Below are 22,541 nucleotides of genomic sequence, written 5' to 3'. Positions count from 1 at the left end.
AGTCGACAAGTAGTCGGAATGCAAAAAGGAGTAGTGGAAGATGCGTTGGTTTGCTGCAGGTTGTGCGTTGGTATTCTTGTTATTTGCGGTAGTGCAGCTAAATGATCCAGATGGTGTTATCTGGTTTATTGGTTATGCGGCTATTTCGGCTAACTTTGCTGCTGTGGCGTTGGGCTATGGTAAAGAGCTGCCTCTCTGGCTTGGGGCGATGCTGTCGCTTATCGTCTGTGCCTGGTACTCACCCAGTATCATCGAGTATCTTTTCAACAATGACGGTATGGGGATGACCAATGGCATGAGCTTTAGCTACCCCTATATTGAAGAAACCAGAGAAGCGTTTGGATTACTGATAGCTGCAATTATGCAGTTGATTGCCGCTTGGAATCTGCCTGTTAACAAGACGCAGGAAGAGTCGCTGCCCCATATCGTTTAGACGATTTTATAACTCATACTTCTTGAGCTGCCTTTCTTTGCCGACACCTTTGTGTTGGCTTTTTTGTTTTTAGCTAGGGCCTTGTTGAACTATTACTTTAAAGCGATCGATTACAGATTCGATTTTTTAGCCAAAACGGTTATGGTGTTTCGATTACTTGACGTTGACCATGCCATAGACAGATATATGAAGTGCTCCTCCTGTGCCGGTAATTTCCCCGCCAACAAGTTACGCATCATTGAAACCAGCCGTTACTGTGAGACTTGCGAAGCCAGATTGTTTGCGCCGCCCAAAGCATCTCTGGGGGGAAAGGTGGCTAAAAAAATAAAAACAAGCCGGGAAACTGCGCTGGTGACTCCAAGAGCGGGGCGTATCAACTATATCTTGAACTCATTTCTTGCCTGGATAGCGGCTCCGATATTGCTTGCCAAGATCCTGCCTAACGCTACTTCTCAATATCCTACATCTTCCGCAACGATGAGTGTTGCTGATCCATCACCGCTGCATTTAATCATACTGTTGGTGGCTGTCGTATTGAGCTGGTTCTATACCATGGCTCGGGTGAAAGATCTGGGTTGGCCGATAGTGTTGGCCTTTTTCTACTGCTTACCGGGACCCAACTTTGCGCTATTCATCTGGCCAGGAGAACGGGATAAGAACAGTTATGGTACGCCCCCTGCAAAACCCTCATGGGTAAAGGCGATTATCGCTGTTCTGCTTTGGCCTGCTGGCGTAGTGGTTGCCAGTAAAGTGCTGGGCGTTTAGATTTTTTGCAGAGGTGATTGCTGGTGTTTTGCGTCGGCACTTTTCAGCGCCCGTTTCAGTAATAATTGATCTCCGCCGCAGATACTTCTTAGCGATACCAACTACGCTTACCTAAGGCTGCATCAGTTAAGGATCTAAAATGGGTGATAACTCTTTGAAGCGCATCGATATCGATGAGCTTGAACTAGGCATGTTTGTGGTCAATGTGTTGGCGCAGAAGGGCGGCGTGACGGTCAAGACACAGGGCCTGGTTCGGATCCCTTCTGCTGTCGAGAACCTGAAACGCGCCGGTGTTACCAGCTTAATGGTCGATATGACTCGTAGTGAAATAGCGAGTAAGACTGCTGACGAGCCCTTGGATGATACAGCGCAGGCCGTTGAGTATGACAATGTTTCGTTTGATGAAGAGGCGGGACGGGCGTTAAAGCTATATGAGAAAGCGCGAGATTATCAGAAGCGGCTTTTTACCGAAATCAGTGAAGGTAAACCGGTCGATTTAGATCAGGCATCAGATTTAGCTGATCAGCTCATAGATTCGGTGTTTCGCAACCAAAACGCCTTGTGCTTTATGGTGCAGATGAAAGACAAAGATGAATATCTGTATCAGCATGCGATTAACTGTTCGACTCTGATGACCCTGTTTGCCCGCCATATGGATTTTAATCGCGACACCATACAAAACCTGGCGGTGGGGATGCTATTCCACGACGTCGGCAAGATCCATATCCCCAGGGAGTTGATTGATAAGCCCGGCGAACTGACGGAGAAAGAGTTTGAGTTAGTGAAAGATCACGTTGATATCAGTTGGGAGATCGCGTCGTCGATACCGCATATCTCCAGTGAGACGCTGGATGTGATCAAACTCCACCATGAGCGTATGGATGGCTCAGGGTATCCCCATGGCCTGGCCGGTGAGGAGATTAATATCTATGGGCGGATGGCGGCGATCATTGATTGTTACCATGCCTTGACGTCGGATCGCCCCTACAAGGATTCAGTCACCAGTATGACGGCGTTTAGTATTATGAAAAATGGTACGCCGGGAGAGTTTGACCAGGACCTCTTGAATCAGTTTATTCGGTGCGTCGGTATCTATCCGGTGGGCACCTTGGTGAAACTCAAGAGTGGCAAGTTAGCGATCGTGATGCAGGGTAATTTTTCTAATCCGCTACAACCCAAAGTGATGGTGTTTTACAGCACCCGCCAGCATCACCATACCGAACCCAAACTGATTGACCTTGCTGATAAGCATTGCTCGGAGGAGATTGAAACATCGGTGCGGCCTCAGCAGTTTGACCTGAATCTGATGAAGTTCTTTAAACAAGTACTGATTTAAGGCCTAGTGCATTGAGGGAGGCTGCTATCCAAGTGATTGCCCATCGCGGAGATTGTACTGCCGCGCCGGAAAACTCGTTAGCCAGTATTCAAGCAGCGCTTAATTCTGGTTGCCGCTTACTTGAGATCGATGTGCAGCTCTCTAGTGACGGTGTCCCTGTGCTGTTCCATGATCGTGACTGCAAGCGGTTGTTGCGCAACCCCATGCCGGGTGCCATCGCTGATTACCCGATAGCGACACTGCAGCAATGGCAGATTGAAGAGCATGAAAGACTACCCGCTATCCGTGCGCCATTAACCTTGCTGTCCGAGGTAGTGACTCAGCTGGTGAATCACCCCGATGTCACGTTGTTTGTCGAAGTGAAAAGGGCTGCACTGGAGCGCTTCAGTTATGCCCAGCTGTTTGACACCTTGATGGAGACATTGCGGCCTATCCTATTACAAAGCGTGCTGATCAGCTTTTCTCTGCCGTTCTTACGCTACGCTCGCGCCCATCATGGTCAGCGTTTGGGGGTGGTGCTAGGGGATTGGGAGTGGTTAAAGGACCGTACCATTGAGCAGATCGCTCCAGAATATATCTTTTGCAATATTGAACGGGTTCCAGAGGAGGAGTGCTTTACCACGCAGCATCCACAGTGGGTTATATATGAGGTCGGCAGTGAAGCGTTGCGGGATGATTTGGCGAGGAGAGGGATCACCATGATTGAAAGCTTTTTTCCCGCTAAGTTGATGGCGAAGTAGGCACCGCCATGGCAACCGATTGTGACGTTGTGGTTATCGGTGCGGGGATCAATGGTGTCGGTGTGGCTGAGGCGCTTGCTGCCGCTGGCTACAAAACTTTGGTGGTTGAAAAGAGCGGTGTTGGCACCCAAACCTCTTCCCGTTCCAGCAAATTGATCCACGGTGGGCTTAGGTATTTAGAGTCCGGGCAGTTCGGATTAGTGAGGAAAGCACTAAAGGCCAGAGCAACGCTGTTACATCTGGCTCCTGAATTGGTCAAGCCGACGCCTTTTGTTATTCCTGTTTACCCCCATTCTCAACGTCAGGCAGGCACCCTGCGTTTAGGCTTGGGTCTGTATGCGTTGCTATCAGGGTTCGACCCCCTTGGCCGATTTCAACAGCTGGCGATATCGGATCTGGCGAAAGATGGCTTGAACTGCGATGGTGTGAGTCATGCCTTGCAATATTGGGATGCCAGCACTGATGACCAAGTACTAACCGTGGCGGTGATGGAAAGTGCTTTACGTTGTGGTGCGGAGTTGCTGTGCCCTGCGACACTGACGGCGTTGCAGCAGGTTGATGGTGGTTATCGTATTGATTGTGATCTGCTATCTGCAGACAAGGTTGTGCAGCAACAGTCATTGACCTGCGCTGCGGTAGTGAACTGCGCTGGCCCCTGGGTAAATGAAGTGATCTCTTTAGTCACGCCAAACAGCAAACAGGTGTCGGTGGAGTGGGTGCAAGGTGCCCATATTATCCTCGATCATCCCGCGCCATCGCAGGTCTATTATCTGGAGTCACCAACGGATCATCGCGTCGTGTTCGTGATGCCGTGGCAGGGACAAACCATGGTGGGAACCACGGAAACTGTTTTTCAGACGTTACCAGAGGAGATCCGTCCGACAGCTCAGGAGATCTGCTACTTGGAAACGCTTTATCGTCATTATTTTCCGAATAACCAAGCCAAAACAGTGGCAAGTTTTGCCGGGCTTAGAGTGTTACCTAAGCTCGACAGTGACGCCTTTTCTCGTCCACGAGATACCTTGCTGTTCACCGATCCCCAACATCCGGATCTGTTGAGCGTGTATGGCGGTAAACTCACCACCTACCGCGACACGGCATCCCGCGTACTTAACTGGAGCTGCAGGCGTCTAGGGGCGAGAGAGTCTGTGGCTGACTATCCATCATTGCCGCTTTATCCGCCGGTAAACGCTGTCGCATCGCCTCCTGCCAAGCGCTAAACCTTTGCGATAGTGCAGGGGCATGTTGTGGCACAAATTGGCTAGTTACTTCTGTATTGCGCCAGTCTGCGGGAGATCCTGCTAACCACCATGCGCAGCCTAAGGCCGAGCCCTCTACTTCTTGCTCGCGAAACACCTCCATACCACTGATATTAGCCAGTGTTTGGCAAAGGTAGTCAAGACGGCTCAGACCACCGCATATCTCTATTTTTGTGGGGGTGGGAGGATGCGCTGACAGGCGTTGGATAATGATCTGCAATAGAAAGGCTACGCTTTCGATAACCGCAGTCAGTTTCGCTACTGGCGTTACGCCATCTAGTGACTCCGGGTGTTGAAATTCACTGTTAAAGCCGGGTAGCCAAAAGGGAGCACCAAGACCACCAATACCATTAAGAAACAGAGGAATGTTGTTGATCTGGCCATTAACCTGGGCGAGGAGATCGGATTGTGATCCTTGTTTGGTCGTCACCTCCGAAATCACTTGTTGGATCGCAGTCGCGGCACCGTTGACTGTGCCCTCCAATACGCGAAACTGCTCTTTGCCATGGTGCACCAAGCTACGTAGCAGTGCAGTGTCATCGCCATCGGTGACCCGAGAGATAAATGCGCCGGTACCGACATTAATGGATAAAGTGGTGGGTGATGGTTTGCCACGACTGAATAACACTGTTGCTTGATCACCATTGACGTAGTGGAGGGGCAGGGAAAGGTTACCCAGCTGTATCTCTCCGTAATACTCATCATTGGCACAGATGGTCGGTAGCCATTGCTGCTTAATGGCGAACTTCTCCAGTAACTCTGCTGACCATTGGCAATTAATATGATCCATCAGTAATGTGCGGGAGGCGTTGACAGCATCTGTCTGGTACTGCTTACCGCCGGTTAGCTGCTGGGTAAGAAAGCTGGCTATCGGGGTGAACATCAACTCATCCGCCTCGGCTGCTTTGTTTACCGCGCGGTTATGTTTCAGGCTCCAACGCATTTTTGCCACGCCGTAATGGGGGCTGAGGCGTAAACCGGTTATTGAGCGCAACTCCGTAGGTGTCATCGCCACTTTTCGCAGGTTGCCGCCGCCGCGGATATCCTGCCAACTCATTACCGGGGTTAACACTTGCTGGCTGTTTGCATTAACAGCTAGCAGGCTGGCGCGTTGAGTCACTAACCCGGCGGATCTTAGTTGTTGTCTTTGAATGATGCTGAGTTTCTGAACTGCACGCAGTGCACACTGCTTAATATCACGGGCAATGGCGTCAGCATTCTGCTCGATATGACCTTTGCTACCATAATGAGTGGCAATGGCATGTTGTGCTCTGGTGACCACGTTTCCCTGATGATCGACAACCAGCGCACGAACACTCTGGCCTCCCTGATCGAGTATTAGAAATAACGGCATGATATCTGCTGATGTAGATGGAGATCTAACAAGCGTAGCCGTTTCTATCCCTTTTGTGGTGGGCTAAAGTGGCCAAAATGAATATGCGCTTTTTAGAGTGTTCTTACTTGGTGCATAGGGCTTGGGTTTGCGCCCTATCGTGACTGTTGATTTTTTTTACAATATTTTTTTGAGCGAGAGTGATATGAGCGAAATTTGTCCGGTGCCTCAGGGTAGTCTTATTTTAAGAACATTGGCGATGCCTGCGGATACCAATGTCAACGGCGATATATTTGGTGGTTGGATCATGTCGCAAATGGACATTGCCGGTGGGATCTTGGCAAAAGAGATCGCTCGCTGTCGTACCGTCACTGTGGCAGTAAATTCTATTAAGTTTATTCAGCCGGTTAAGGTGGGAGATATTGTTGGCTGCTATGGCTCAGTCGTGAAAATTGGCAATACCTCTTTGACGCTCAATCTTGAAGTGTGGATCGAGCCCATTTTACGGGCAACTGATGGTGATTGTGCCCATATCAAGGTGACGGAAGCGGACTTTACCTATGTGGCAATCGACAACGATGGTCAGAAGAAGGTAATTGACAAAGAAAACTATCCCAGTGGGAACTAGTCGCGAAATCATCTGACAATCGATAATTGTCGGTAGGTGGTTGTTTGCCTGCCAAAAATTTAGACTAGACTGATACTTATCACGCCTGTTGTGGATGGCGTAGGAAACACCTTGGAACAGGAAGCATGGCTTCGGCACAGGTGACGCCGTATCCACCTGAGTGTACTGCTCAATGATGAAGAGCAGTATTCGCAGTCGTAAACTGCTTCCTCCCGCAAAGGGAGTTGGTCATGATAGGTATAGTTAACACACAGAGACTCAACGTGCGTGATCGTCCTGCTGCCGATGGTCGCAAGTTGGGCGTGGTTAATCGCAATGCCGTGTTACCGGTGTTGGCTCAGAGAGATGGTTGGTATGAGATCCGTTATCAGCAGCATAGCGGATTTGTCTCCTCAGAATATCTTCGTATCGCCGATACGTCACCGAGACAGAGTGGCGTTATCAATGCTTCCCGACTTAATGTTCGTTCCCGCCCTGATCGCCATGCGCCGATCTTAGGTTCGTTGGTAAAAGCGAGTGTGTTGGAGGTTGAAGGCTCCCATGGCGATTGGTTGGAAGTGAGTTTCAATCAGGCAACTGGATACGTGTTGGCAGAGTACGTTGATCTGCATCTTTCCCCTGAGCCTACTCAGGCAAAAGTGATCACGGCGGTGTTGAACGTACGTGGCCAACCTGACGCTGCCAGCACGTTGATTGGCCAAGTCGTTGCGCAGCAGTTGGTGTCGGTGACCGGACAACTTGATGGCTGGAGTGAGATTGTTTTTTCTAAGGGAAGGGGATATGTCGCCAGCCGCTACCTTCAACCTCTCAGCGAACAGCAGCTAGAGATGCAGCAACCCGTCGCTGCGCCAGTGGCATCCCATTCCAAAGAACAGATGGCTGTCGTCAATGCTTGGCAGAAGTTCGGGCCAGCGCTCAAGTTGATGGCCAGCGAACATCAACTGGATGTTGCCACCGTGGTTGCCGTGATCTGTGTAGAAAGCGGCGGCAAAGGCTTCGAGCCAAGCAATCAAGATCGTATGATTATTCGGTTTGAAAACCACAAGTTTTGGAAATATTGGGGACGTTCTAACCCGGATATATTCAACGCCCATTTTGTTTACGCAAAAGACAAAGTGTGGAAAGGCCATCAGTGGCGTGCATCGCGGCAAGATCCTTGGCAGAGCTTTCACGGTAATCAAGAAAAAGAGTGGCAACTGCTTAGTTTTGCTCGCAATTTGGATGATACCGCAGCGTTACTTTCGATCAGTATGGGCGCGCCGCAGATCATGGGGTTTCATTATCAAACCCTTGGCTATGCCACTGTACAGCAGATGTTTGCAGAGTTCTGTATTGATGTTGATCGACAGATCGATGGCATGTTCGCCTTCTTTTCTCCGGCAATGCTCCAAAGCTTGCAACAACTCGATTTTGAACGTTTTGCCGGTTACTACAACGGCAGTGGTCAGAAGGCGTTTTATGGGGCGGCTATCAGTCGCCACTACCAAGCATTTAAGCAGCAGTTCAGTTAATTCAATTCAGTAGTAATAGCGTAGCAAGGAGAGCCCCATGAGCATTTTAAGTTTTATCAGTAGCATCTTCGAACCGGCCACCAAGCTGGTGGATGAGCTACATACCAGTGAAGAAGAAAAGCTGACCATGCGTCGTCAGCTGCGTCAGGTAGAAAATGAATTTCTTGGCAAAGTCTTGGATTATGAGACCAAGCTGTTAGACAACCAGGCGTCGATTGTGCAAGCGGAAGCGACGGGGCAATCTTGGCTGCAGCGGAACTGGCGACCGATCACCATGCTAACGTTTTTGGCACTCGTGGTGCTGGATAGTTTTGATCTGTTGGCGTTTCGTTTAGCTGACGAGGCCTGGCTGCTATTGCAGATCGGTCTTGGAGGCTACGTTGCAGGTCGCTCTGCCGAGAAGATAACCGCACAAGTGGTGAATAAACGTAATGCGGGCAGCTCAGACGCTAAAGGCTAGTCTTTTATCCTGCTCTAATGTCAGAAGCCGAAGGGCAAACCTCTCGGAAAAAAGTGGTTAGGTAAAGGGCTTTTGGTTAATCGTGACAGCGTGGCAAGGGCACGCCTTAATCGCTGTTTACGAGGTTTCTGACTCCAACGGGCCGATAGTTTGGCGGGAACACTTAACAACGCCAATAGCCACCACGTTGCAGAGCACATGGCATGCCATGTTGAGCGGTTAGTCTTCATTCGCCACTTAGCTACCCCTGCTTGAACATCGCTTGCAGTAAGGTCTGGGATCCGATGACACTCATTGATGAGTATGATGGCATCCCTAGCCATTAGCTCTGGCGTGGTTTGAGTTGGGCTCTCTTCAAAGTCTAAAAAGGTTACTTTTCCGCTGGCACTGATGGCGATATCTCTTAGGGCGGGGCGGCCATGAACGACACCCGCTTGGTGAAGAGTCCCCAGCGCATCAAATAGTTGGCCGACAATTTCTCGTTTCTCTGTGCTTTGCTCTAGTATGGTTTTCGCATCAACGCCAGCATCTTTAGTGATGAAACTATGGTCGGTGAAACTGGTGATTTGAACCACAGGTAGACCTTGTAAGGATAAGGCAAGCAAGCGCTTTAGTTCGCCGAACAGGCGCGCATTGGGTGGGATATAGGCATGGCTATTTAACCAGCCTTTTAGTTTTCCTCTAGACAATAGTGGAAGCATCCGATGGTACCAACGATGTTTATCTTCGCCTGCACGCTTGAGCCAGAACCGCTGACCGTTGACTTGAAATGAACGGACCAACTCATCACTTTCGCTATTCTGGCTTATTGATTTTAAGTAACTGTTGAAGCAAGGCAATTTTCTTATTTTGTTAGTATGGTATTTCATTGATTGTTACGGCACATGAGTGTTGAGTAGTGTATCGACCCTCTTTTGAACGATGGGTTCCGTGCTTCGTTCATTGCTTTGATGTGAGGCAACATGACGCGCTTTTGGGAACAAATATGAGAATATCTAAACAGAATTTAAAGGATGCGGCGCACGCCGATATTGTTTCGAGCGATCAGGTGGATGCATTGTGGTCCTTTTTGCTGAACAGCCAACGTGACAAAGCAGAATTTAGTTTCACGCACCTTCTTTACTACTTCGGCGGCCTTATCGCTATTGGCGCCATGGTGATTTTTGTCATCTTGGCAGAAGAGACGTTCGGTGGTCTTGGCTTCTCAGTGGTCAGCTTTTGCTACATGGCGGTCGCTTTTTGGTTGTTAAGGCGGTTTGCCGCAGAGCAACAGTCTACTGCCGCTGGTATTTGTGGCGCCTTTATCGTGGTGGTGACGCCGATGGTTTTTTATGGTTTGCAGCAAGCTCTAGGCTTGTGGCCAGACCATACGCTTTATCGTGAACATCAGTGGTCGACAGAGTGGCTTTTTCTTTCTTTGTCACTCTCAGCTTTGGTGATGGGGCTGGTGTTGGTATGGCGCTTTCGTTATCCATTTGTGGTCATGCCCATGACCGTGACGCTATGGTATTCGTTGGTGTATTTGGCGATTGTAAGTTCCGATAACTCAAATGATTGGGACTTCCGAGTACTGGCTTCATTATGGGCTGGTTTGATAATGCTGTTGCTGGCACTCGTCATAGATATCAAGAACCGCTCTCATCAGGATTACTCTTTCTGGTTGTATATGTTGGGCACCATTTCGTTTTGGTTGGGGCTCACCGCGCTCGGAGATGGGGAGCAGTGGGAGACCGTCACCTACCTGCTGATAAACTTAAGTATGATGGTGGTTGGTATAGTGTTGATGAGGCGTATCTTTGTTGTTTGTGGTGCGTTGGGGTGTTGCTTATATCTCGGGCATTTGGCCAGCGATGTATTTCAAGACAGTTGGCTTTTTCCGCTGGCATTAACTGGATTAGGGGGTTGTGTGGTTTACCTGGGGATCCTTTGGCAAAAACATGAAGCGGGAGTTATCGATTATTGTTGGCAGCACTTGCCTAACACGGTGACGAAATATTTAAGCCACTTACGACAGTGATAAAACAACTTTGGTTGGCAGGCCGCAGTTGTGGGAAGCGCAACTTCACAGCGCTACGCTGGTTGGGTAAATTAGACGGATAATGTCAGCCAAGTATTAGTTGAGCGATGTAATGACGAAGTATAAGAAAGGAGGGCCTTCCTCCGAGACTGTTCAAGAATCGGACGCGTTAGCAAAAGCGACCCAAAGGCCCGGACAAACCAAAGAACAGACAAAATTGATTGCTCAAGGGATCCAAAAAGGGATCGAGCTCTATAAGAAGCAACATAAAGCCAAGTTGAGAGAGCAGGACAAACGTAAGAAAAGGGCCAAACGCAGTGACGCCTCGGCCGACCAGGCAGATAGTGCAAGCCCAGATGAGGCTAAGTCAGGGTACCGTCAACACCCGCTACCTTGGATATTACTGTCGCTGTCTTGGTTAAGTATGGGCGCTTATCTGTTTCATTCGTTGGGAGCTAATGGATGAAGCATGCAACACAAGCGTTATTGGTTTCGGGCGTGGTTTTGCCTGGCTTGGCACAAGTGCAGCTCGGTAAGCCGATCCGTGGATACGTAGTAATGACGTTGGTGGTGGTGCTGGTGACAGCCGTGTGTATCAATGCGGTGTCATTGGCATTAGAAGCGCTGGAGCCTTTTACCCGTACAGGCATCATGCCGGATATGCAGCTGATCACCGAGTCGGTACGGCAGGCGATCTACGCCCCCGAAGAGGCTTGGATGAGCTGGGCATTGTGGCTGCTGCTGGCCTGCTGGATATTTGCTGCAGTTGATGGCTACCTGTTAGGGCGAGCGAAAGATAAACAACTGGCGCAGGGGGAGAAGGGATGACGGATACCGTCGCTGCGCACCCTCAGACAGGAGTTATTACCAAGGCCGTTGAGCATTGGCTGCAGCAGGTGGTTATTGGGCTTAACCTGTGCCCATTTGCTGCCGCGCCAAGTCGTCGTGGAGCTGTGCGGATCCAGGTGACAACAGCCACCTCCCACGCTGGGCTCTCGGACGCCTTGCTCGATGAGATGATCTTGCTGGATGAGTCTCCGGTGGAGCAGTTAGAAACGTCGCTTCTGGTTATCCCGGAGATGCTGCAACGTTTTGATGAATACAATCAATATCTGGATCTTGCTGAAGGTTTACTTGAACAATATGATCGTGACGGCATTTATCAGATCGCCAGCTTCCATCCTGATTACTGCTTTGCCGGCGCAGCCCCTGATGATGCCGAAAACCTCACCAACCGCGCACCGTATCCGATCTTACATCTGATCCGCGAAGAACAGATGGAAAGGGTGTTGCGTCACTATCCCAACCCCGAGCAGATCCCAGAGCGTAATATCCGTTGTGTCAGTGATCTCACAGAGCAGCAGAAGCGTGAGTTGTTTGCTTATCTCTACTAGCTCATGGTCGTTGTGTTGCTAACTATTTAAGCGTTGGCTAATTCCATCCCTGGTGCACCATTTTTTGACATGGGTACTAACTTGTCATTGGCGAGTTCCGCTATGCTGCGTGCAATCGTGAGCATCTGGCTCATATAGGAACTGCACAACTGCGGATGGAGAGGCCCTTGAAGAAGCTAAAAAATGAACAACAGTTGGTGAAGCTTGCTTTGAAGGTTGGCCAGAATTATGCGGTCAATCGCGGCTTTTCAGATTTTCCAGAAACGGCGCACGCGAAGGAAAAAATCGAGTGTATCTATCGCCTGTTAGTATCCGATGGCTTGGTGACGCCACTTCCTGAAGACCAAGAAGATGCCCAGTCTTTGCGTCATCGATTGGCCGTTTGGGTGATGAAAAAACTACCGCCAGAGCACCCCCTGCTGCAGTAATGCCAATTTTAATTTGATGATCAAGCCAACGACTTTAAGGACGACCATGGCATATTCAGACTGCTTTAATGACTTAATCCGGGAATTCTCCGAATTACCGCAAGTGGATGCTATTTTACTGGCGGGCTCCCGTGGCGCGGAGCGTGCGGATCCCGATTCAGATTATGATGTGTACGTTTACCTCAATCGCGCTCTGCCGGTAGAGCAACGTAAGGCGATTACCGATCGTCATTGTCAGATGATGGAGCTAAACAATCAGTTCTGGGAAACAGAAGATGATGGCGTGCTCAATGACGGCGTCGAGATCGAGCTTATATATCGCGGCCTGGAGTGGCTGGAAGGCGAGCTAAGTCGCGTGGTTGAACTTCATCAGGTCGGTGTTGGCTACACCACCTGTTTCTGGGCCAATTTACTCGATTCAAAGATCCTGTTTGATCGCACCGGTAAGGCGACTGAGTTACAGTCGCGTTTTAACGTGCCATACCCGCCACTGTTAAAGCAGGCTATTGTCGACAAGTGCTTTCCATTGATGAAAGCGCAGATCCCTGCTTACTATCATCAGTTGAAAAAAGCGCTGAAACGAGAAGACAGGATCAGTGTCAATCATCGTATCGCCGAGATGTTAGCTGCCTATTTTGACATGTTGTTTGCGGTCAATGAGATCCCCCACCCCGGCGAGAAGCGCATGTTGTCACTGCTGTTAGCCAAGGGGAACAAGTTCCCTGTCGGTCTACAAGATGATTTGCAGCAGTTGTTGGAAGGTGCAGCCACGGGAGGCGAGGAGCTACTCGCTGTGGTTGAGCGAATGACTATCGCGTTGCAAACCTTGTTAGAACAAGAAGGGTTGAAATAACTCGTAGCGCTGAGACGCCTTACTTTATGCGATAAGTCGCTCTCGCAATCAGCCCGACCATCTAGGCCGGGCTTTTTTGTTGTTGGTGTTTGCTGTGAACGCGAGAACTGCGTGACCAAAGCACAAACTTGTTGCTGCGTTTGAGCCGTCAACCCAAAGCCAATAAAAAAAGCTACCGTCGGCGTTGAGTTTCGTCTAACTTAAATCGTAACGGAATCGACCTAAGACACTTCTTTGGCAATCTTATGAAGATATTGCCAATGGGTTTGGGGAGCTGGCATGTACGGACAATGTTTATGTGGTGCTATTGCGTTTGAGGTGTCGTCGCCCACCAAGTGGAGCGCACATTGCCATTGTAGCCGCTGTCGTCAGGCGCATGGCGCAGCCTTTGTGACCTGGTTTGGCGTATCTGCGCAGCAAGTTAAGTTGATGCATGAAGACAATACGCTGCGTTGGTTTGATTCTTCCGAAAATGCCCAGCGCGGCTTCTGTAGTACCTGCGGTAGTACACTCTTTTTTCGTTCCGAACGTTGGCCCGGTGAGTTACACATCGCTCTGGCGGCAATGCAAGAGCCGATAGACCGCCCGGTCAGCGCCCATGTCTATTTTGATTCTCATGTTCCCTGGCTCACCGATACCGATGCGCTGCCAAAATATGGCGGTGACAGTGGTACTGAGCCCTTATCTCAATCAGAGGAGGAGAGACGCTGATATCACCTGAATAGTTGGTGGTATCAGACAATTCGCGCTAGTCAGTTTTATAACAATGCGATCTTCAACAGGAGGCTCCAGATGACTCGTAATGCCGACCAAGCGACATGCCCGCAGTTGCTTATGCAGTGTCCCTGCTGTGATTACTTTACTCTCGACCAACGTGATCGATATGAGATCTGCCCCGTCTGTTATTGGGAAGATGAACCATTACTTGATGAGCGTGAAGCGTCATCAGCTAATCTGGGAATGGCACTGGCTGATGCACGGATTAATTTTCTTGCCATCGGCGCCTGTTACCCGTCAATGAAAAAACATGTACTAGCGGAAAGCAAACGCAGCATGTTCCAGCATATACAGCGCCCAGTGGTGGTACCCAAAGAGCGATTTAGCAGCTAGCAAAAAGGAGCTTTAATTGGCAAACCTGGACCAACCGAAAGCGCTTCGCCAATACCTATTGGCGAAGCCAGATGTAACCGAGTCATTTCCATTTGGCGATGATGTCGCCGTGTTCAAAGTGCGCAACAAGATGTTTGCTCTGTTTGGCATCGAAGAGGGCGTGGTGAGATTAAATTTGAAATGCGATCCCGACGAAGCCTGCGCATTGCGGGATATCTACCCCTCGGTGATCCCGGGATACCATATGAATAAATGCATATAAACACAAAAACTATTATTTTTATTCGCTACTAATTGAAAAGCATAAAGGTATAAAAATGGACTTTAGTAAACTTCAAAACTACTTACTCAATAAGCCGGAAACAACAGAAGGTTTTCCATTTGGTGATGATGTCCATGTGTTCAAAGTAAAAAATAAGATGTTTGCATTGATTGGCTGGCGTGATGACTTAATGATGATAAATCTAAAATGTGACCCTGACGAAGCCGTGGCATTGAGAGATATTTTCCCCGCAATAACCGCAGGTTATCACATGGACAAAAAGCACTGGGTTTCAGTATATTTTGATGGAACAGTTCCAGATGGTGAGGTTGAACGATTAATTGATAATTCATTTAACCTTGTTGTTAGTAAAATGACAAAGAAAGACCAAGCATCTATCAATATACACTTATGAATAGTGATATTCGAAAAATTTTCGACTAAACACCCTTTTTTAGATAGGTAATTAATAATGCCAGACAGACATAATCTACAAGTAGATGACTCTGACCAAATCTTAGAATTACTTCGCTCATTTAATGCCAAAGTAGAAAGGCTTGAAAGGTCTGGTTTCACTGAGCGGTTTGGTGATAAAACGCCAGAGGTAATTGCCAAGTTTGACCAAGTTCATTTTGAAAACTTGGGGGATGGTAAGTTTAACCTTATGGGGCCTATGACTGCTTGGGTGCCAGATTACAATGAAGATGAAATTGATGCGGTAGTTTTAACTTACCGCATGCTCACACAAAACAATGATAGAGTTTGCTTAAGGCAATTATCCAAAATATATAATGCTCCTTGGTTTCCAGAAGGAGGAACCAAGCAATTCAATGATGCTAGAGAAGAAGTAAATAGATACCTTGATTCTGCGGCAACTGTTGGTATCGAAGATAAGTATTTTTCTATTCGTTCCATTATGGACGTTATTATATACGGCGGCTTAGCGCATTCTAAATTAGACAAAGAGCGAGTCTATAACTCTTGGGTAAATTCTGGCTTTATGGGATTGTTCCAAATTGAATTTGTCGCAGCACTCAAGTTTATGATTGTAATGTTTACGCATTTTAAAAACTTAAACAATGCGACGATTAAAATTGTTGAAGAACACATCGTTGAACATTACCCGGAATAATGTCTCTGTATTCTTTTTTACTCCTTCCTACCTTTACAATTAGGGCATACGGTAGCCCCGCGACAGGATAACTTGCTACAAGACACGGTAGAGCATCTAACGCATTGTTTTAATTGCCCCCACTTATTACAGCGTGGACAATTTCCCATGACTGCCATTACTTTGCTTTCCGTGCTGGTGCTTGGATAGCGTTAAGTTGTGCATCTAGTTCTGAGTTTTTAACTGCATTGATTACGGTAGCAATAACATCGGGTAGATTTTCTTTTTCACTGACAGTGATAGCCGTTTTACCTTTAGCCAGTTCAAGTGATTTGCTACCGTATTTTATTTCTAAAAAATAACTGTCTTTGATTTGATAAAACCAAGGACGAATGCGCTTAGGCACTTTTACTCTGTTTTTGATATGTGTTTCTGGGTCTGTGATGGACTTGAATTTATAAGCGGTAAACTCAACACCTTCTAACAGGCACTTTGCCATTTCCTGCTGTTCGGTAAGTTTCGCGATAAGTTTTTGTTGCCGCTTTTCGATTGGTGAAAGTTTAGTTTTTTCTGGTTTAGCGGTGATTGTGAGTTGGTTAAGTAGTTTTGTCATTTGGCTATACCTATTGTTCATAAAGTGAACACATGGTAAAGCCATGTGTCGAGGGTCGGCAACCTACTCGTTGAATTTTCAGAACATTATTCAAAAAGAAGTATCAAATTGATTTGATACATGGTACTTATAGTCCCTATTAAGTGCCAAATCCTCGCGTATGTGATTATGAATGACGCCCACACTTTAACTATCACTCAAGTATTCGGAATTAAACTTAAAACCCTTCGAAAATCTAGAGGTTTATCTCAACAAGAGTTAGCCAAACTAGCAAATCTAGATAGAAGTTATATCGGTGGTGTCGAGCGAGGAGACAGGAATATAAGCCTTGTAAATATAAGTAATTTGGCTAAGGCACTAAACATTAACATTGACGAATTATTTAAGGATATTTATGGCTAATCTTTCAGACGTATTTAAGTACATTTCTCATTTTAGGCACGCTGGACATCAAGTTGGAAGAAAAGTTGGTGACATGCTCGAAGTCTTAACATACGCAGCAATAGCAAGAGACAACAATATGCTTGCTAGGTTGCATGTTGAACCAAAGTTACACGGCCATTCTGATGCTGGGCATAAAGTAGAATTTATACTGTTGGAAAATGAATCTTTCGATGATGACGGCAACCCAAATGTCATTAATGGTGGTGCGATAACAAACCCAAGTGAGGTTATTAGTTTTATCGAGTGTAAGAAAGTTGGTGTAGAGCAAACTATAAACGGACCGTTCAAAAAGAAATTTAAAAAAAATGGTAGCAACAAGAATTACCTAATGCCATATAACGAAGACTACGTGATATCTTTTGCGCCAAGAGGACAAGAAAAGCATACTTATACCGTAAAATTCTCCAAAGATAATAAAATAAACATTACGAGGTTAGAGCGTCCAGACTTTCTTTTTTCAGAAGAAATAGGTGAAGATCACCGAATCATATTCGCCTTAAGTGATGATTATGAATCAACCGTCATTTCTAACAACAGCAGTCTAAGGATGTATGAACCAACCCTTCACAAATGTAAAATTTTAGAAATTTACGGTTCAACAGATGACAACGTAATTGCGCTTTTAAATGATTGCCTGTCAGGTCCTCAAACTCCAGAAAAAGCCAAGCAATCTTCTTTTGTAGCCTTAGATGTTAGGAAAAAAAGGTTTGATAGTTGCGATAAGCGTGGAGGTGAATCAGAAATGCCTAGCGTTTTAGTAATGACTGAGTTTGCTCACTGGGAAGAGAAAAGCCAAAACATGATTAGAGCATATATTGATATGAATTTTGTCGTTGGTGATTCAATCATTGTAGAGGCGTTTGAATTATTCGAAGAAAGGTTTGGTGCTGATTTTTACAACAAAATAACTAAAGAAAACTTTGAGAAATCTACAGAAGTACGAGAGTTGGCTATTGAAGTAGTAAACCGCCACGATGGATTGATTTTTAGAGATATAGAAGATGGCGAACTCAAAAAGTTCGCCATCCAAAACGATAAGTTTATTGCTACTTCTTAAATACTATAATCCCATCTCTTTTTTCTTCGTGAGCACCGTGATAATCAGCACGGTGCTTATAAGCGTACTTTCCTAAACCGTAGTGAGTTGTTCTGTAGTTTAATTCGTGTAGCGAATACCCAATACTTTCAACAATTTCTATCGTTTTATCCACCACAGGAATTAACTCACCTTTTCTGGTGCAATCTCCAATAACAACAGCAAGATATGCTCCTTTTTCTTGTATTTTATATGTTTCTTCGTAACATTTTTTAAGATGATTAAAGTATTTCTCTGTAATAGACTCATTCGCTGGGTGAGCCTTCATTTCTTGCTTATAAACCTTTTTGTTTCCTTGGCTATATTGCTCTTCGAACACGTCGCCCCAGTAAAACTCTAAACTAAACACTGGAGCATAATTAAAACTATTAAGGTATGGTGGATGACTGATAACTAAGTGACAATGTTTATCATTAAATCGTTCTGGTAAATTGAGATTATCACCTAAAACGGCTTCCGCCTTTGTTTCCTTATTAACACTTTGATTAAACAAATCATGGTCAACGCACATATCACTAACTTTTTTTGAGAAAGCAGAAATCACTTCTCTTTGTTTTTTGTCTTTATTGATATGGGGACGTACTTCACCGTCATATGCTTTGGATACTCTACGAACGATGCCTATGTAAGCCACCAACAAAAAGTCTTTAACATCTGAAGATGGAAGGTTAAAAATAAAAGTTTGAATGACTTTCAAATCTCTAGCGGCTTCGTTTGAAAACCATTTTTGTACAAAGTTATCATCAGGTGCAGTATATAACTCTTTGTTATTTTCAAACCAAGAGATTAAGTCCGATAAGCAAGTTCTAACTTCGCTTGTGCTTATTACGTTTGCTTTCACATTTGAAGCAATCATTGATAACCAACTGATATCTAGTCCATATGAGTCAATCCCTCTTAATTTTGCTTCCACCAAAGTTGTACCCGAACCACAAAAATTATCTAACACGTAGTGTTTGCTAGTTGGTGGCTTATACTGCTCTAAAAGTTGACCTGCAACTACCGAAGGGAATTTGCCGTAATAGCGATAGTCACTGTGCGTAAGGTAAGACAGATCTTTTATGGTAGAAGGAATATCCCATTCGTTAATTGGAGGAAAATCAGTTTTTATGTGGTTTATTTTAGGAAGAAATTTTTTGTAAACGTATTCGCGGTCGTCAAATAACTCCAGCGTTGGCGCTGCTTCATTCATTAATTTTTCACTCAGTTATATATGGTACTGATAGTAATCTTACTATCATGAGCGAGTGGTATAAACCAATTTTTCACAAGGTCATTGTGGTGTTCACACCTATCTCCACGAATCACCAATAAAATCAAAGGGTTTCAAGGATAAAGAGAACGGCATCCATCACCTCAAAACTGACGGACACCGAACAGGTTACATAGGTTTACCAAAAGCCCTTTGCTTGACACTGAAAGCGGTCAGCCCAAATTACTGTGGTGCTTTATATAATATAAAGGGTCACAGCAATTTTTAATGACCTGATTAATAGCAAAACAAATCCACTCGCTTACCATCTATTGTGCGTTTAGTTCGACTAAACACGTCACCAAATAAATACTTGGCTACGTCGTTGGCTTTAAATTGCTGCTTATTGCTCTTGTTAAAATCATCGACAACGGGCTTGATAAACTCTTGTCTAAAAAATGACTTGTTACCCTCAATAATCTCCTGATTTTTAATTTGCTTTTCTGCTTCAATTTTTGACTCGATAAGTTTTGCTACAAAAGCGGTATCCTTTGGTTCTTCAACAAGTTCAATTTTCACATCATGGTTTATAGTAACAACATCACTTTTTATTAATGGAGCAAGACCAATAGGAATTATTGCTAGGTGCTTTGAGTCACTGCGATTACGATAACCTGTATTTCTACCAGTGGTTTGGTTAAAGCAATTCGATATTAAAATGCTTACTGCATACTGCTCGTCACCGTCTTTTTTATTACTTTCATCAATACCCCAAGATAATAAGATTCGCTGTATTTGTGCTGGGTGTGGGTAGGTAAAGATACTAGCGAAGTTGTCATCCTGTTTGTCATTGTGACCTTTTAGCCCCTCATGGGTATGCAAACATAAGCCTTGCTTAATCGAGTCTTGTTTTTGATTCTCGTTCAAACCATCAACCGTTAATTTATAATCAGGCCAATGCTCTTTTACATTTGCGATATGTTCTAATTTGGCTGACGTACCATTTCTTAATTGTGCTGATGTTGATTTCACATAAGCAACGCTAAGGTCATTATCAAATAAAGGCTGGAAGCGGTCTAAAAATATATGTATTACGCCTCTTGCATTAAGTGCTTGGTCAATACCGCGCTCGGCACTTAACAACACAACAAACACGCCAGCCTTGTTATAAAGGTAATCCATTAAAACGGCTTGTTCTAAATCAGCATTAACAGGCTTATTGAAACTCGTGTCTTCTCCACCTTTGATATGCTCATAAACCGAAACAAAGCCTGATTGCGGGTTTGCTTTTACAGCATCCATTTCGTCAATAAAGACGATAACTGAGCCATACTCTTCCAACTGTTTGTTTATGCGTTTTTTGAAGTGCTTAAAGTCTGTTTTTGCTTTGGCTAAGGTAAGGATTTGATGCTGGCAATCACAGTCGGCTAACCACTTCATTTCAACAAAGCATTTTGATTTTATCCTAGATTTGGTTTGTTCTAGTTTTGCACTGCTCAGTTGTCTTGTTCGCTTTAGGCTTAAAAAACCGTGCTTGTAGTCAAACCAATGGTCTAGGCTTTCAAAGATTGAAACACCAAACTCCATTGGCGGCTCAAAATGACGCTTTACGTCTGCGTCATAATCAGCCTTGTCGCTTGCTTGATGTCCGTATTTATCAACCAGTAAATCCCACAGGATGTTAGTCATACTTTTAATTTGAACGATAGGACGCCCAAACATGATTTTATAATCATCAATGTTTTTATTGGTGTTGGTAACGTAGGTAACGGCTGATGATGTTTGATACGTGACTTTCTGCGCGGAATAACTTTTAGCAATTCCTGCATTGCCTCCAAAATACAAAACCTTTGGCGGTGCTTTTGTTAGGCTTTCTTTGTTGCCATTGTAATAGGCAAAATACCTATCAGCAGGGTTTAAAATGTCATCAGTATTTTGATTAACCCTTACCTCGACTGATTCAGTGTTTTGTTTGGCTCGTATCACATCAATCAATGTAGTAAAGCCGTTAAAGTGAACATGAAAGTTCACCCACTCATTATTAATTAAAGCCGCTTGTCGCCATGAGCAAATACCTTGAAACTCTTTGTTGATGCTTTCGAGGTACTTTTTTAATTGCGGCAGGATTTTGTTAATTTCGGCTTGGCTAACCTTTTCAGGCTCTTCGCCAAAAAAGTAATAACTGTCTGTCACGTAAGATTTCAATACAAAGCCGTATTTGGCGTAACTGGCAGGTAGAATTATGCACTTACATTGTTTGTCCGTGATCGGATCTGCACAATACTTCTTTTGGTACTTTTTTAAGTCCTCGGCAATTTCACCTACGGTTAATTCTTTTCCATCAACCTCAATAATTGTTGTGTCAGGCAATACGTCATATTGAAAATCTTGTTCAGACTTCTTTTTAGCGCGTTCGTGTATTTGCTCTGGTGAAAGAGTTTCTTTTCCTTCCTTAACGCGATCTGTAAGCCATGTAACAACATTATTGTAAACTTTTAACTTAGTGGCTTCTGTTTGCCTTTGTGCTGTAAATAACTGCTGTGTTTGTGCTGAATAAGGATTAAATGGAATAGCGTCAATTATATTTCCTGAGCGATAAACAGCATTCGGTTTATTTTCTTTAAGAAATCCCGTTTGGTCGTCAATGCTACCAATGTAATCCAGTCGTTCAGGTGAAAATACGGCTGTATCGACTAAGCAGCGTTCATAGATGGCACCGCTTTTTGATACAAATACATAGCCATGTTTATGATGCCAAGCAAAATCAATTAGATAACGTTTAAAGGCTGGGATTAAGTGCTTTTTAATACGAAAGTAAATATGCCATTTTTGATTTGAGTTGGCTTTAAGTGGCTGCTTGGTGCGAATGTCAATTAATCCATTACTGCTTGATGGTATCGCGAGAACTTCTTTGCCTTTTAAAAACGAATAAATCTTATATAGGTAATCCAGTAACCTCTCTATCGTGGTGAATTGATACTTAGCATTAATTAAATCATCAACATCAAGTAAAACAATAGTTTCGTCATTATAAATAAAGTTCTTTTTTGCTCTGGCGATATGTTTCGTTTTGATGTTTTCCTTAGCCAATGTGGTGATATTAAATGGCTTTTGGCGGCATCTAAGGTCATATTCGGGTATGCCATGCACTACGGCTATATCTTGGTTGGTGTAGTTGAGCAGTTCACAAAGTGAATCTAAGTTAATGACTTGTGCAGTGCCTTTGGATAGAGGCTGGCCGTCTGCTTCAATTTGGTTGTTTTTAAGCGTGTAGGCTTTGCGCGCCTGTGGACTTTTGATAGTTGTTATTCTTAACATTTTTTCCATTCCTTGGATTATTGGCTCTGACAAAGAGTTTTATCGCAGCCGGATAACTTTTATCTGGGTACTCTTGTCTGAGTATTGCTATTACGTCTTGTGGTAGTTCTGTTACAAATTTCATGAGTTCTTCCTTATTGACGTTGGTTGTTTAGCAACTGGTTTGTTGCTTATATGTATTTATCACTTGAGTGTTATTGGCGGTGTTTTTTTTTGTTTTTTTTCTGGTGGGGGTACA

General features: G+C 45.2%; 26 protein-coding genes. 21 read left to right on the top strand and 5 right to left on the bottom strand.

Annotated elements, in window-relative coordinates; translation table 11 throughout:
* Nucleotides 1-40: 40 nt before the first annotated feature.
* From DU002_RS12615 to DU002_RS12595, 5 genes are all read left to right on the top strand, one after another.
* Nucleotides 41-433, top strand: a complete 393-nt coding sequence (locus DU002_RS12615) for a transmembrane 220 family protein (RefSeq protein WP_114338749.1) — start codon at nt 41-43, stop codon at nt 431-433.
* Nucleotides 434-514: 81 nt separating this feature from the next.
* Entirely contained in the window at nt 515-1,198 is a 684-nt protein-coding gene (locus DU002_RS12610) for a DUF805 domain-containing protein (RefSeq protein WP_147271859.1), read from the top strand.
* Between the two features lie 139 nt (nt 1,199-1,337).
* Nucleotides 1,338-2,534 carry an HD-GYP domain-containing protein gene (locus tag DU002_RS12605; protein WP_114338747.1) on the top strand — a complete coding sequence of 399 codons (1,197 nt, stop codon included), beginning with the start codon at nt 1,338-1,340 and terminating at the stop codon, nt 2,532-2,534.
* A gap of 32 nt (nt 2,535-2,566) precedes the next feature.
* Nucleotides 2,567-3,274, top strand: a complete 708-nt coding sequence (locus tag DU002_RS12600; RefSeq protein ID WP_158538048.1) for a glycerophosphodiester phosphodiesterase family protein — start codon at nt 2,567-2,569, stop codon at nt 3,272-3,274.
* A gap of 8 nt (nt 3,275-3,282) precedes the next feature.
* Nucleotides 3,283-4,494 (top strand): glycerol-3-phosphate dehydrogenase/oxidase, encoded by a 1,212-nt coding sequence (locus DU002_RS12595; RefSeq protein ID WP_114338745.1) that lies wholly within the window; start codon nt 3,283-3,285, stop codon nt 4,492-4,494.
* Here DU002_RS12595 and DU002_RS12590 read toward each other — a convergent pair.
* Entirely contained in the window at nt 4,385-5,887 is a 1,503-nt protein-coding gene (locus tag DU002_RS12590) for an FGGY family carbohydrate kinase (protein ID WP_114338744.1), read from the bottom strand. The two genes, DU002_RS12595 and DU002_RS12590, sit on opposite strands and share 110 nt — an antisense overlap.
* A gap of 184 nt (nt 5,888-6,071) precedes the next feature.
* Between DU002_RS12590 and yciA the strand changes: the two genes are divergently transcribed.
* From yciA to DU002_RS12575, 3 genes are all read left to right on the top strand, one after another.
* Nucleotides 6,072-6,494 (top strand): acyl-CoA thioester hydrolase YciA, encoded by a 423-nt coding sequence (yciA, locus tag DU002_RS12585; protein ID WP_114338842.1) that lies wholly within the window; start codon nt 6,072-6,074, stop codon nt 6,492-6,494.
* A 230-nt stretch (nt 6,495-6,724) separates the two neighbouring features.
* On the top strand, nt 6,725-8,005 hold the full coding sequence (locus DU002_RS12580) for an N-acetylmuramidase domain-containing protein (RefSeq protein WP_114338743.1): 1,281 nt from the start codon (nt 6,725-6,727) through the stop codon (nt 8,003-8,005).
* Between the two features lie 37 nt (nt 8,006-8,042).
* Complete coding sequence (locus DU002_RS12575) at nt 8,043-8,465, top strand: 3TM-type holin (protein WP_114338742.1); 423 nt, start codon at nt 8,043-8,045, stop codon at nt 8,463-8,465.
* A gap of 20 nt (nt 8,466-8,485) precedes the next feature.
* Here DU002_RS12575 and DU002_RS12570 read toward each other — a convergent pair whose 3' ends face one another.
* Complete coding sequence (locus DU002_RS12570) at nt 8,486-9,247, bottom strand: BUD32 family EKC/KEOPS complex subunit (RefSeq protein WP_147271858.1); 762 nt, start codon at nt 9,245-9,247, stop codon at nt 8,486-8,488.
* 203 nt (nt 9,248-9,450) lie between these two features.
* On the opposite strand from DU002_RS12570, the gene DU002_RS12565 reads away from it, so the two are divergent.
* The 11 genes from DU002_RS12565 to DU002_RS12515 all read left to right on the top strand — a co-directional run bounded on the left by DU002_RS12565 (nt 9,451) and on the right by DU002_RS12515 (nt 15,661).
* The gene (locus DU002_RS12565) at nt 9,451-10,482 is read left to right on the top strand and encodes a DUF2157 domain-containing protein (protein WP_114338740.1); all 1,032 of its coding nucleotides are present in this window, start codon (nt 9,451-9,453) and stop codon (nt 10,480-10,482) included.
* A gap of 112 nt (nt 10,483-10,594) precedes the next feature.
* The gene (locus DU002_RS12560; protein WP_114338739.1) at nt 10,595-10,948 is read left to right on the top strand and encodes a DUF2956 domain-containing protein; all 354 of its coding nucleotides are present in this window, start codon (nt 10,595-10,597) and stop codon (nt 10,946-10,948) included.
* Complete coding sequence (locus DU002_RS12555) at nt 10,945-11,310, top strand: hypothetical protein (RefSeq protein ID WP_114338738.1); 366 nt, start codon at nt 10,945-10,947, stop codon at nt 11,308-11,310. Before DU002_RS12560 ends, DU002_RS12555 begins: the two co-directional genes overlap by 4 nt.
* Nucleotides 11,307-11,876, top strand: a complete 570-nt coding sequence (locus DU002_RS12550) for a DUF1415 domain-containing protein (RefSeq protein ID WP_114338737.1) — start codon at nt 11,307-11,309, stop codon at nt 11,874-11,876. The genes DU002_RS12555 and DU002_RS12550 overlap by 4 nt, the downstream gene beginning before the upstream one ends.
* 167 nt (nt 11,877-12,043) lie before the next feature.
* Nucleotides 12,044-12,304 carry a DUF5062 family protein gene (locus DU002_RS12545; protein ID WP_114338736.1) on the top strand — a complete coding sequence of 87 codons (261 nt, stop codon included), beginning with the start codon at nt 12,044-12,046 and terminating at the stop codon, nt 12,302-12,304.
* Between the two features lie 46 nt (nt 12,305-12,350).
* On the top strand, nt 12,351-13,157 hold the full coding sequence (locus DU002_RS12540) for a nucleotidyltransferase domain-containing protein (protein ID WP_114338735.1): 807 nt from the start codon (nt 12,351-12,353) through the stop codon (nt 13,155-13,157).
* 279 nt (nt 13,158-13,436) lie between these two features.
* Nucleotides 13,437-13,868, top strand: a complete 432-nt coding sequence (locus DU002_RS12535) for a GFA family protein (protein WP_114338734.1) — start codon at nt 13,437-13,439, stop codon at nt 13,866-13,868.
* 81 nt (nt 13,869-13,949) lie between these two features.
* A complete protein-coding gene (locus tag DU002_RS12530; RefSeq protein ID WP_199405237.1) occupies nt 13,950-14,267 on the top strand; it encodes a CPCC family cysteine-rich protein in 318 nt (105 codons plus the stop codon).
* A 16-nt stretch (nt 14,268-14,283) separates the two neighbouring features.
* Entirely contained in the window at nt 14,284-14,529 is a 246-nt protein-coding gene (locus tag DU002_RS12525; RefSeq protein ID WP_325048495.1) for an MmcQ/YjbR family DNA-binding protein, read from the top strand.
* Nucleotides 14,530-14,584: 55 nt separating this feature from the next.
* The gene (locus DU002_RS12520; RefSeq protein WP_114338733.1) at nt 14,585-14,944 is read left to right on the top strand and encodes an MmcQ/YjbR family DNA-binding protein; all 360 of its coding nucleotides are present in this window, start codon (nt 14,585-14,587) and stop codon (nt 14,942-14,944) included.
* 57 nt (nt 14,945-15,001) lie between these two features.
* Nucleotides 15,002-15,661 (top strand): hypothetical protein, encoded by a 660-nt coding sequence (locus tag DU002_RS12515; RefSeq protein ID WP_114338732.1) that lies wholly within the window; start codon nt 15,002-15,004, stop codon nt 15,659-15,661.
* A gap of 157 nt (nt 15,662-15,818) precedes the next feature.
* On the opposite strand, the gene DU002_RS12510 is transcribed toward DU002_RS12515, so the two are convergent.
* Nucleotides 15,819-16,253 (bottom strand): DUF6641 family protein, encoded by a 435-nt coding sequence (locus DU002_RS12510; RefSeq protein WP_114338731.1) that lies wholly within the window; start codon nt 16,251-16,253, stop codon nt 15,819-15,821.
* A 120-nt stretch (nt 16,254-16,373) separates the two neighbouring features.
* On the opposite strand from DU002_RS12510, the gene DU002_RS12505 reads away from it, so the two are divergent.
* Nucleotides 16,374-16,655 (top strand): helix-turn-helix domain-containing protein, encoded by a 282-nt coding sequence (locus tag DU002_RS12505; RefSeq protein ID WP_325048494.1) that lies wholly within the window; start codon nt 16,374-16,376, stop codon nt 16,653-16,655.
* Nucleotides 16,648-17,754 (top strand): hypothetical protein, encoded by a 1,107-nt coding sequence (locus DU002_RS12500; protein WP_114338730.1) that lies wholly within the window; start codon nt 16,648-16,650, stop codon nt 17,752-17,754. Before DU002_RS12505 ends, DU002_RS12500 begins: the two co-directional genes overlap by 8 nt.
* Here DU002_RS12500 and DU002_RS12495 read toward each other — a convergent pair.
* A complete protein-coding gene (locus tag DU002_RS12495) occupies nt 17,744-18,985 on the bottom strand; it encodes a DNA methyltransferase (protein ID WP_114338729.1) in 1,242 nt (413 codons plus the stop codon). The genes DU002_RS12500 and DU002_RS12495 overlap by 11 nt on opposite strands.
* 297 nt (nt 18,986-19,282) lie before the next feature.
* Nucleotides 19,283-22,303, bottom strand: coding sequence for a hypothetical protein (locus tag DU002_RS12490; protein WP_114338728.1), 3,021 nt, complete (start codon nt 22,301-22,303; stop codon nt 19,283-19,285).
* Nucleotides 22,304-22,541: the final 238 nt, after the last annotated feature.

The organism is Corallincola holothuriorum (genome assembly GCF_003336225.1).
GTDB lineage: Bacteria > Pseudomonadota > Gammaproteobacteria > Enterobacterales > Neiellaceae > Corallincola > Corallincola holothuriorum.
Note: the sequence above shows the minus strand (reverse complement) of the source record. Positions and strands in the feature narration are given on the sequence as shown.

Excerpts from the sequence above, each read along its gene's own strand:
- DU002_RS12540 (WP_114338735.1), top strand. The coding sequence starts at position 12,351 with ATGGCATATTCAGACTGCTTTAATGACTTAATCCGGGAATTCTCCGAA.
- DU002_RS12535 (WP_114338734.1), top strand. The coding sequence starts at position 13,437 with ATGTACGGACAATGTTTATGTGGTGCTATTGCGTTTGAGGTGTCGTCG.
- DU002_RS12490 (WP_114338728.1), bottom strand. The coding sequence starts at position 22,303 with ATGTTAAGAATAACAACTATCAAAAGTCCACAGGCGCGCAAAGCCTAC.
- DU002_RS12505 (WP_325048494.1), top strand. The coding sequence starts at position 16,374 with ATGGTACTTATAGTCCCTATTAAGTGCCAAATCCTCGCGTATGTGATT.
- DU002_RS12510 (WP_114338731.1), bottom strand. The coding sequence starts at position 16,253 with ATGACAAAACTACTTAACCAACTCACAATCACCGCTAAACCAGAAAAA.
- DU002_RS12550 (WP_114338737.1), top strand. The coding sequence starts at position 11,307 with ATGACGGATACCGTCGCTGCGCACCCTCAGACAGGAGTTATTACCAAG.
- DU002_RS12500 (WP_114338730.1), top strand. The coding sequence starts at position 16,648 with ATGGCTAATCTTTCAGACGTATTTAAGTACATTTCTCATTTTAGGCAC.
- DU002_RS12515 (WP_114338732.1), top strand. The coding sequence starts at position 15,002 with ATGCCAGACAGACATAATCTACAAGTAGATGACTCTGACCAAATCTTA.
- DU002_RS12590 (WP_114338744.1), bottom strand. The coding sequence starts at position 5,887 with ATGCCGTTATTTCTAATACTCGATCAGGGAGGCCAGAGTGTTCGTGCG.
- DU002_RS12530 (WP_199405237.1), top strand. The coding sequence starts at position 13,950 with ATGACTCGTAATGCCGACCAAGCGACATGCCCGCAGTTGCTTATGCAG.
- DU002_RS12575 (WP_114338742.1), top strand. The coding sequence starts at position 8,043 with ATGAGCATTTTAAGTTTTATCAGTAGCATCTTCGAACCGGCCACCAAG.
- yciA (WP_114338842.1), top strand. The coding sequence starts at position 6,072 with ATGAGCGAAATTTGTCCGGTGCCTCAGGGTAGTCTTATTTTAAGAACA.
- DU002_RS12555 (WP_114338738.1), top strand. The coding sequence starts at position 10,945 with ATGAAGCATGCAACACAAGCGTTATTGGTTTCGGGCGTGGTTTTGCCT.
- DU002_RS12595 (WP_114338745.1), top strand. The coding sequence starts at position 3,283 with ATGGCAACCGATTGTGACGTTGTGGTTATCGGTGCGGGGATCAATGGT.
- DU002_RS12615 (WP_114338749.1), top strand. The coding sequence starts at position 41 with ATGCGTTGGTTTGCTGCAGGTTGTGCGTTGGTATTCTTGTTATTTGCG.
- DU002_RS12565 (WP_114338740.1), top strand. The coding sequence starts at position 9,451 with ATGAGAATATCTAAACAGAATTTAAAGGATGCGGCGCACGCCGATATT.
- DU002_RS12580 (WP_114338743.1), top strand. The coding sequence starts at position 6,725 with ATGATAGGTATAGTTAACACACAGAGACTCAACGTGCGTGATCGTCCT.
- DU002_RS12560 (WP_114338739.1), top strand. The coding sequence starts at position 10,595 with ATGACGAAGTATAAGAAAGGAGGGCCTTCCTCCGAGACTGTTCAAGAA.
- DU002_RS12605 (WP_114338747.1), top strand. The coding sequence starts at position 1,338 with ATGGGTGATAACTCTTTGAAGCGCATCGATATCGATGAGCTTGAACTA.
- DU002_RS12495 (WP_114338729.1), bottom strand. The coding sequence starts at position 18,985 with ATGAATGAAGCAGCGCCAACGCTGGAGTTATTTGACGACCGCGAATAC.
- DU002_RS12520 (WP_114338733.1), top strand. The coding sequence starts at position 14,585 with ATGGACTTTAGTAAACTTCAAAACTACTTACTCAATAAGCCGGAAACA.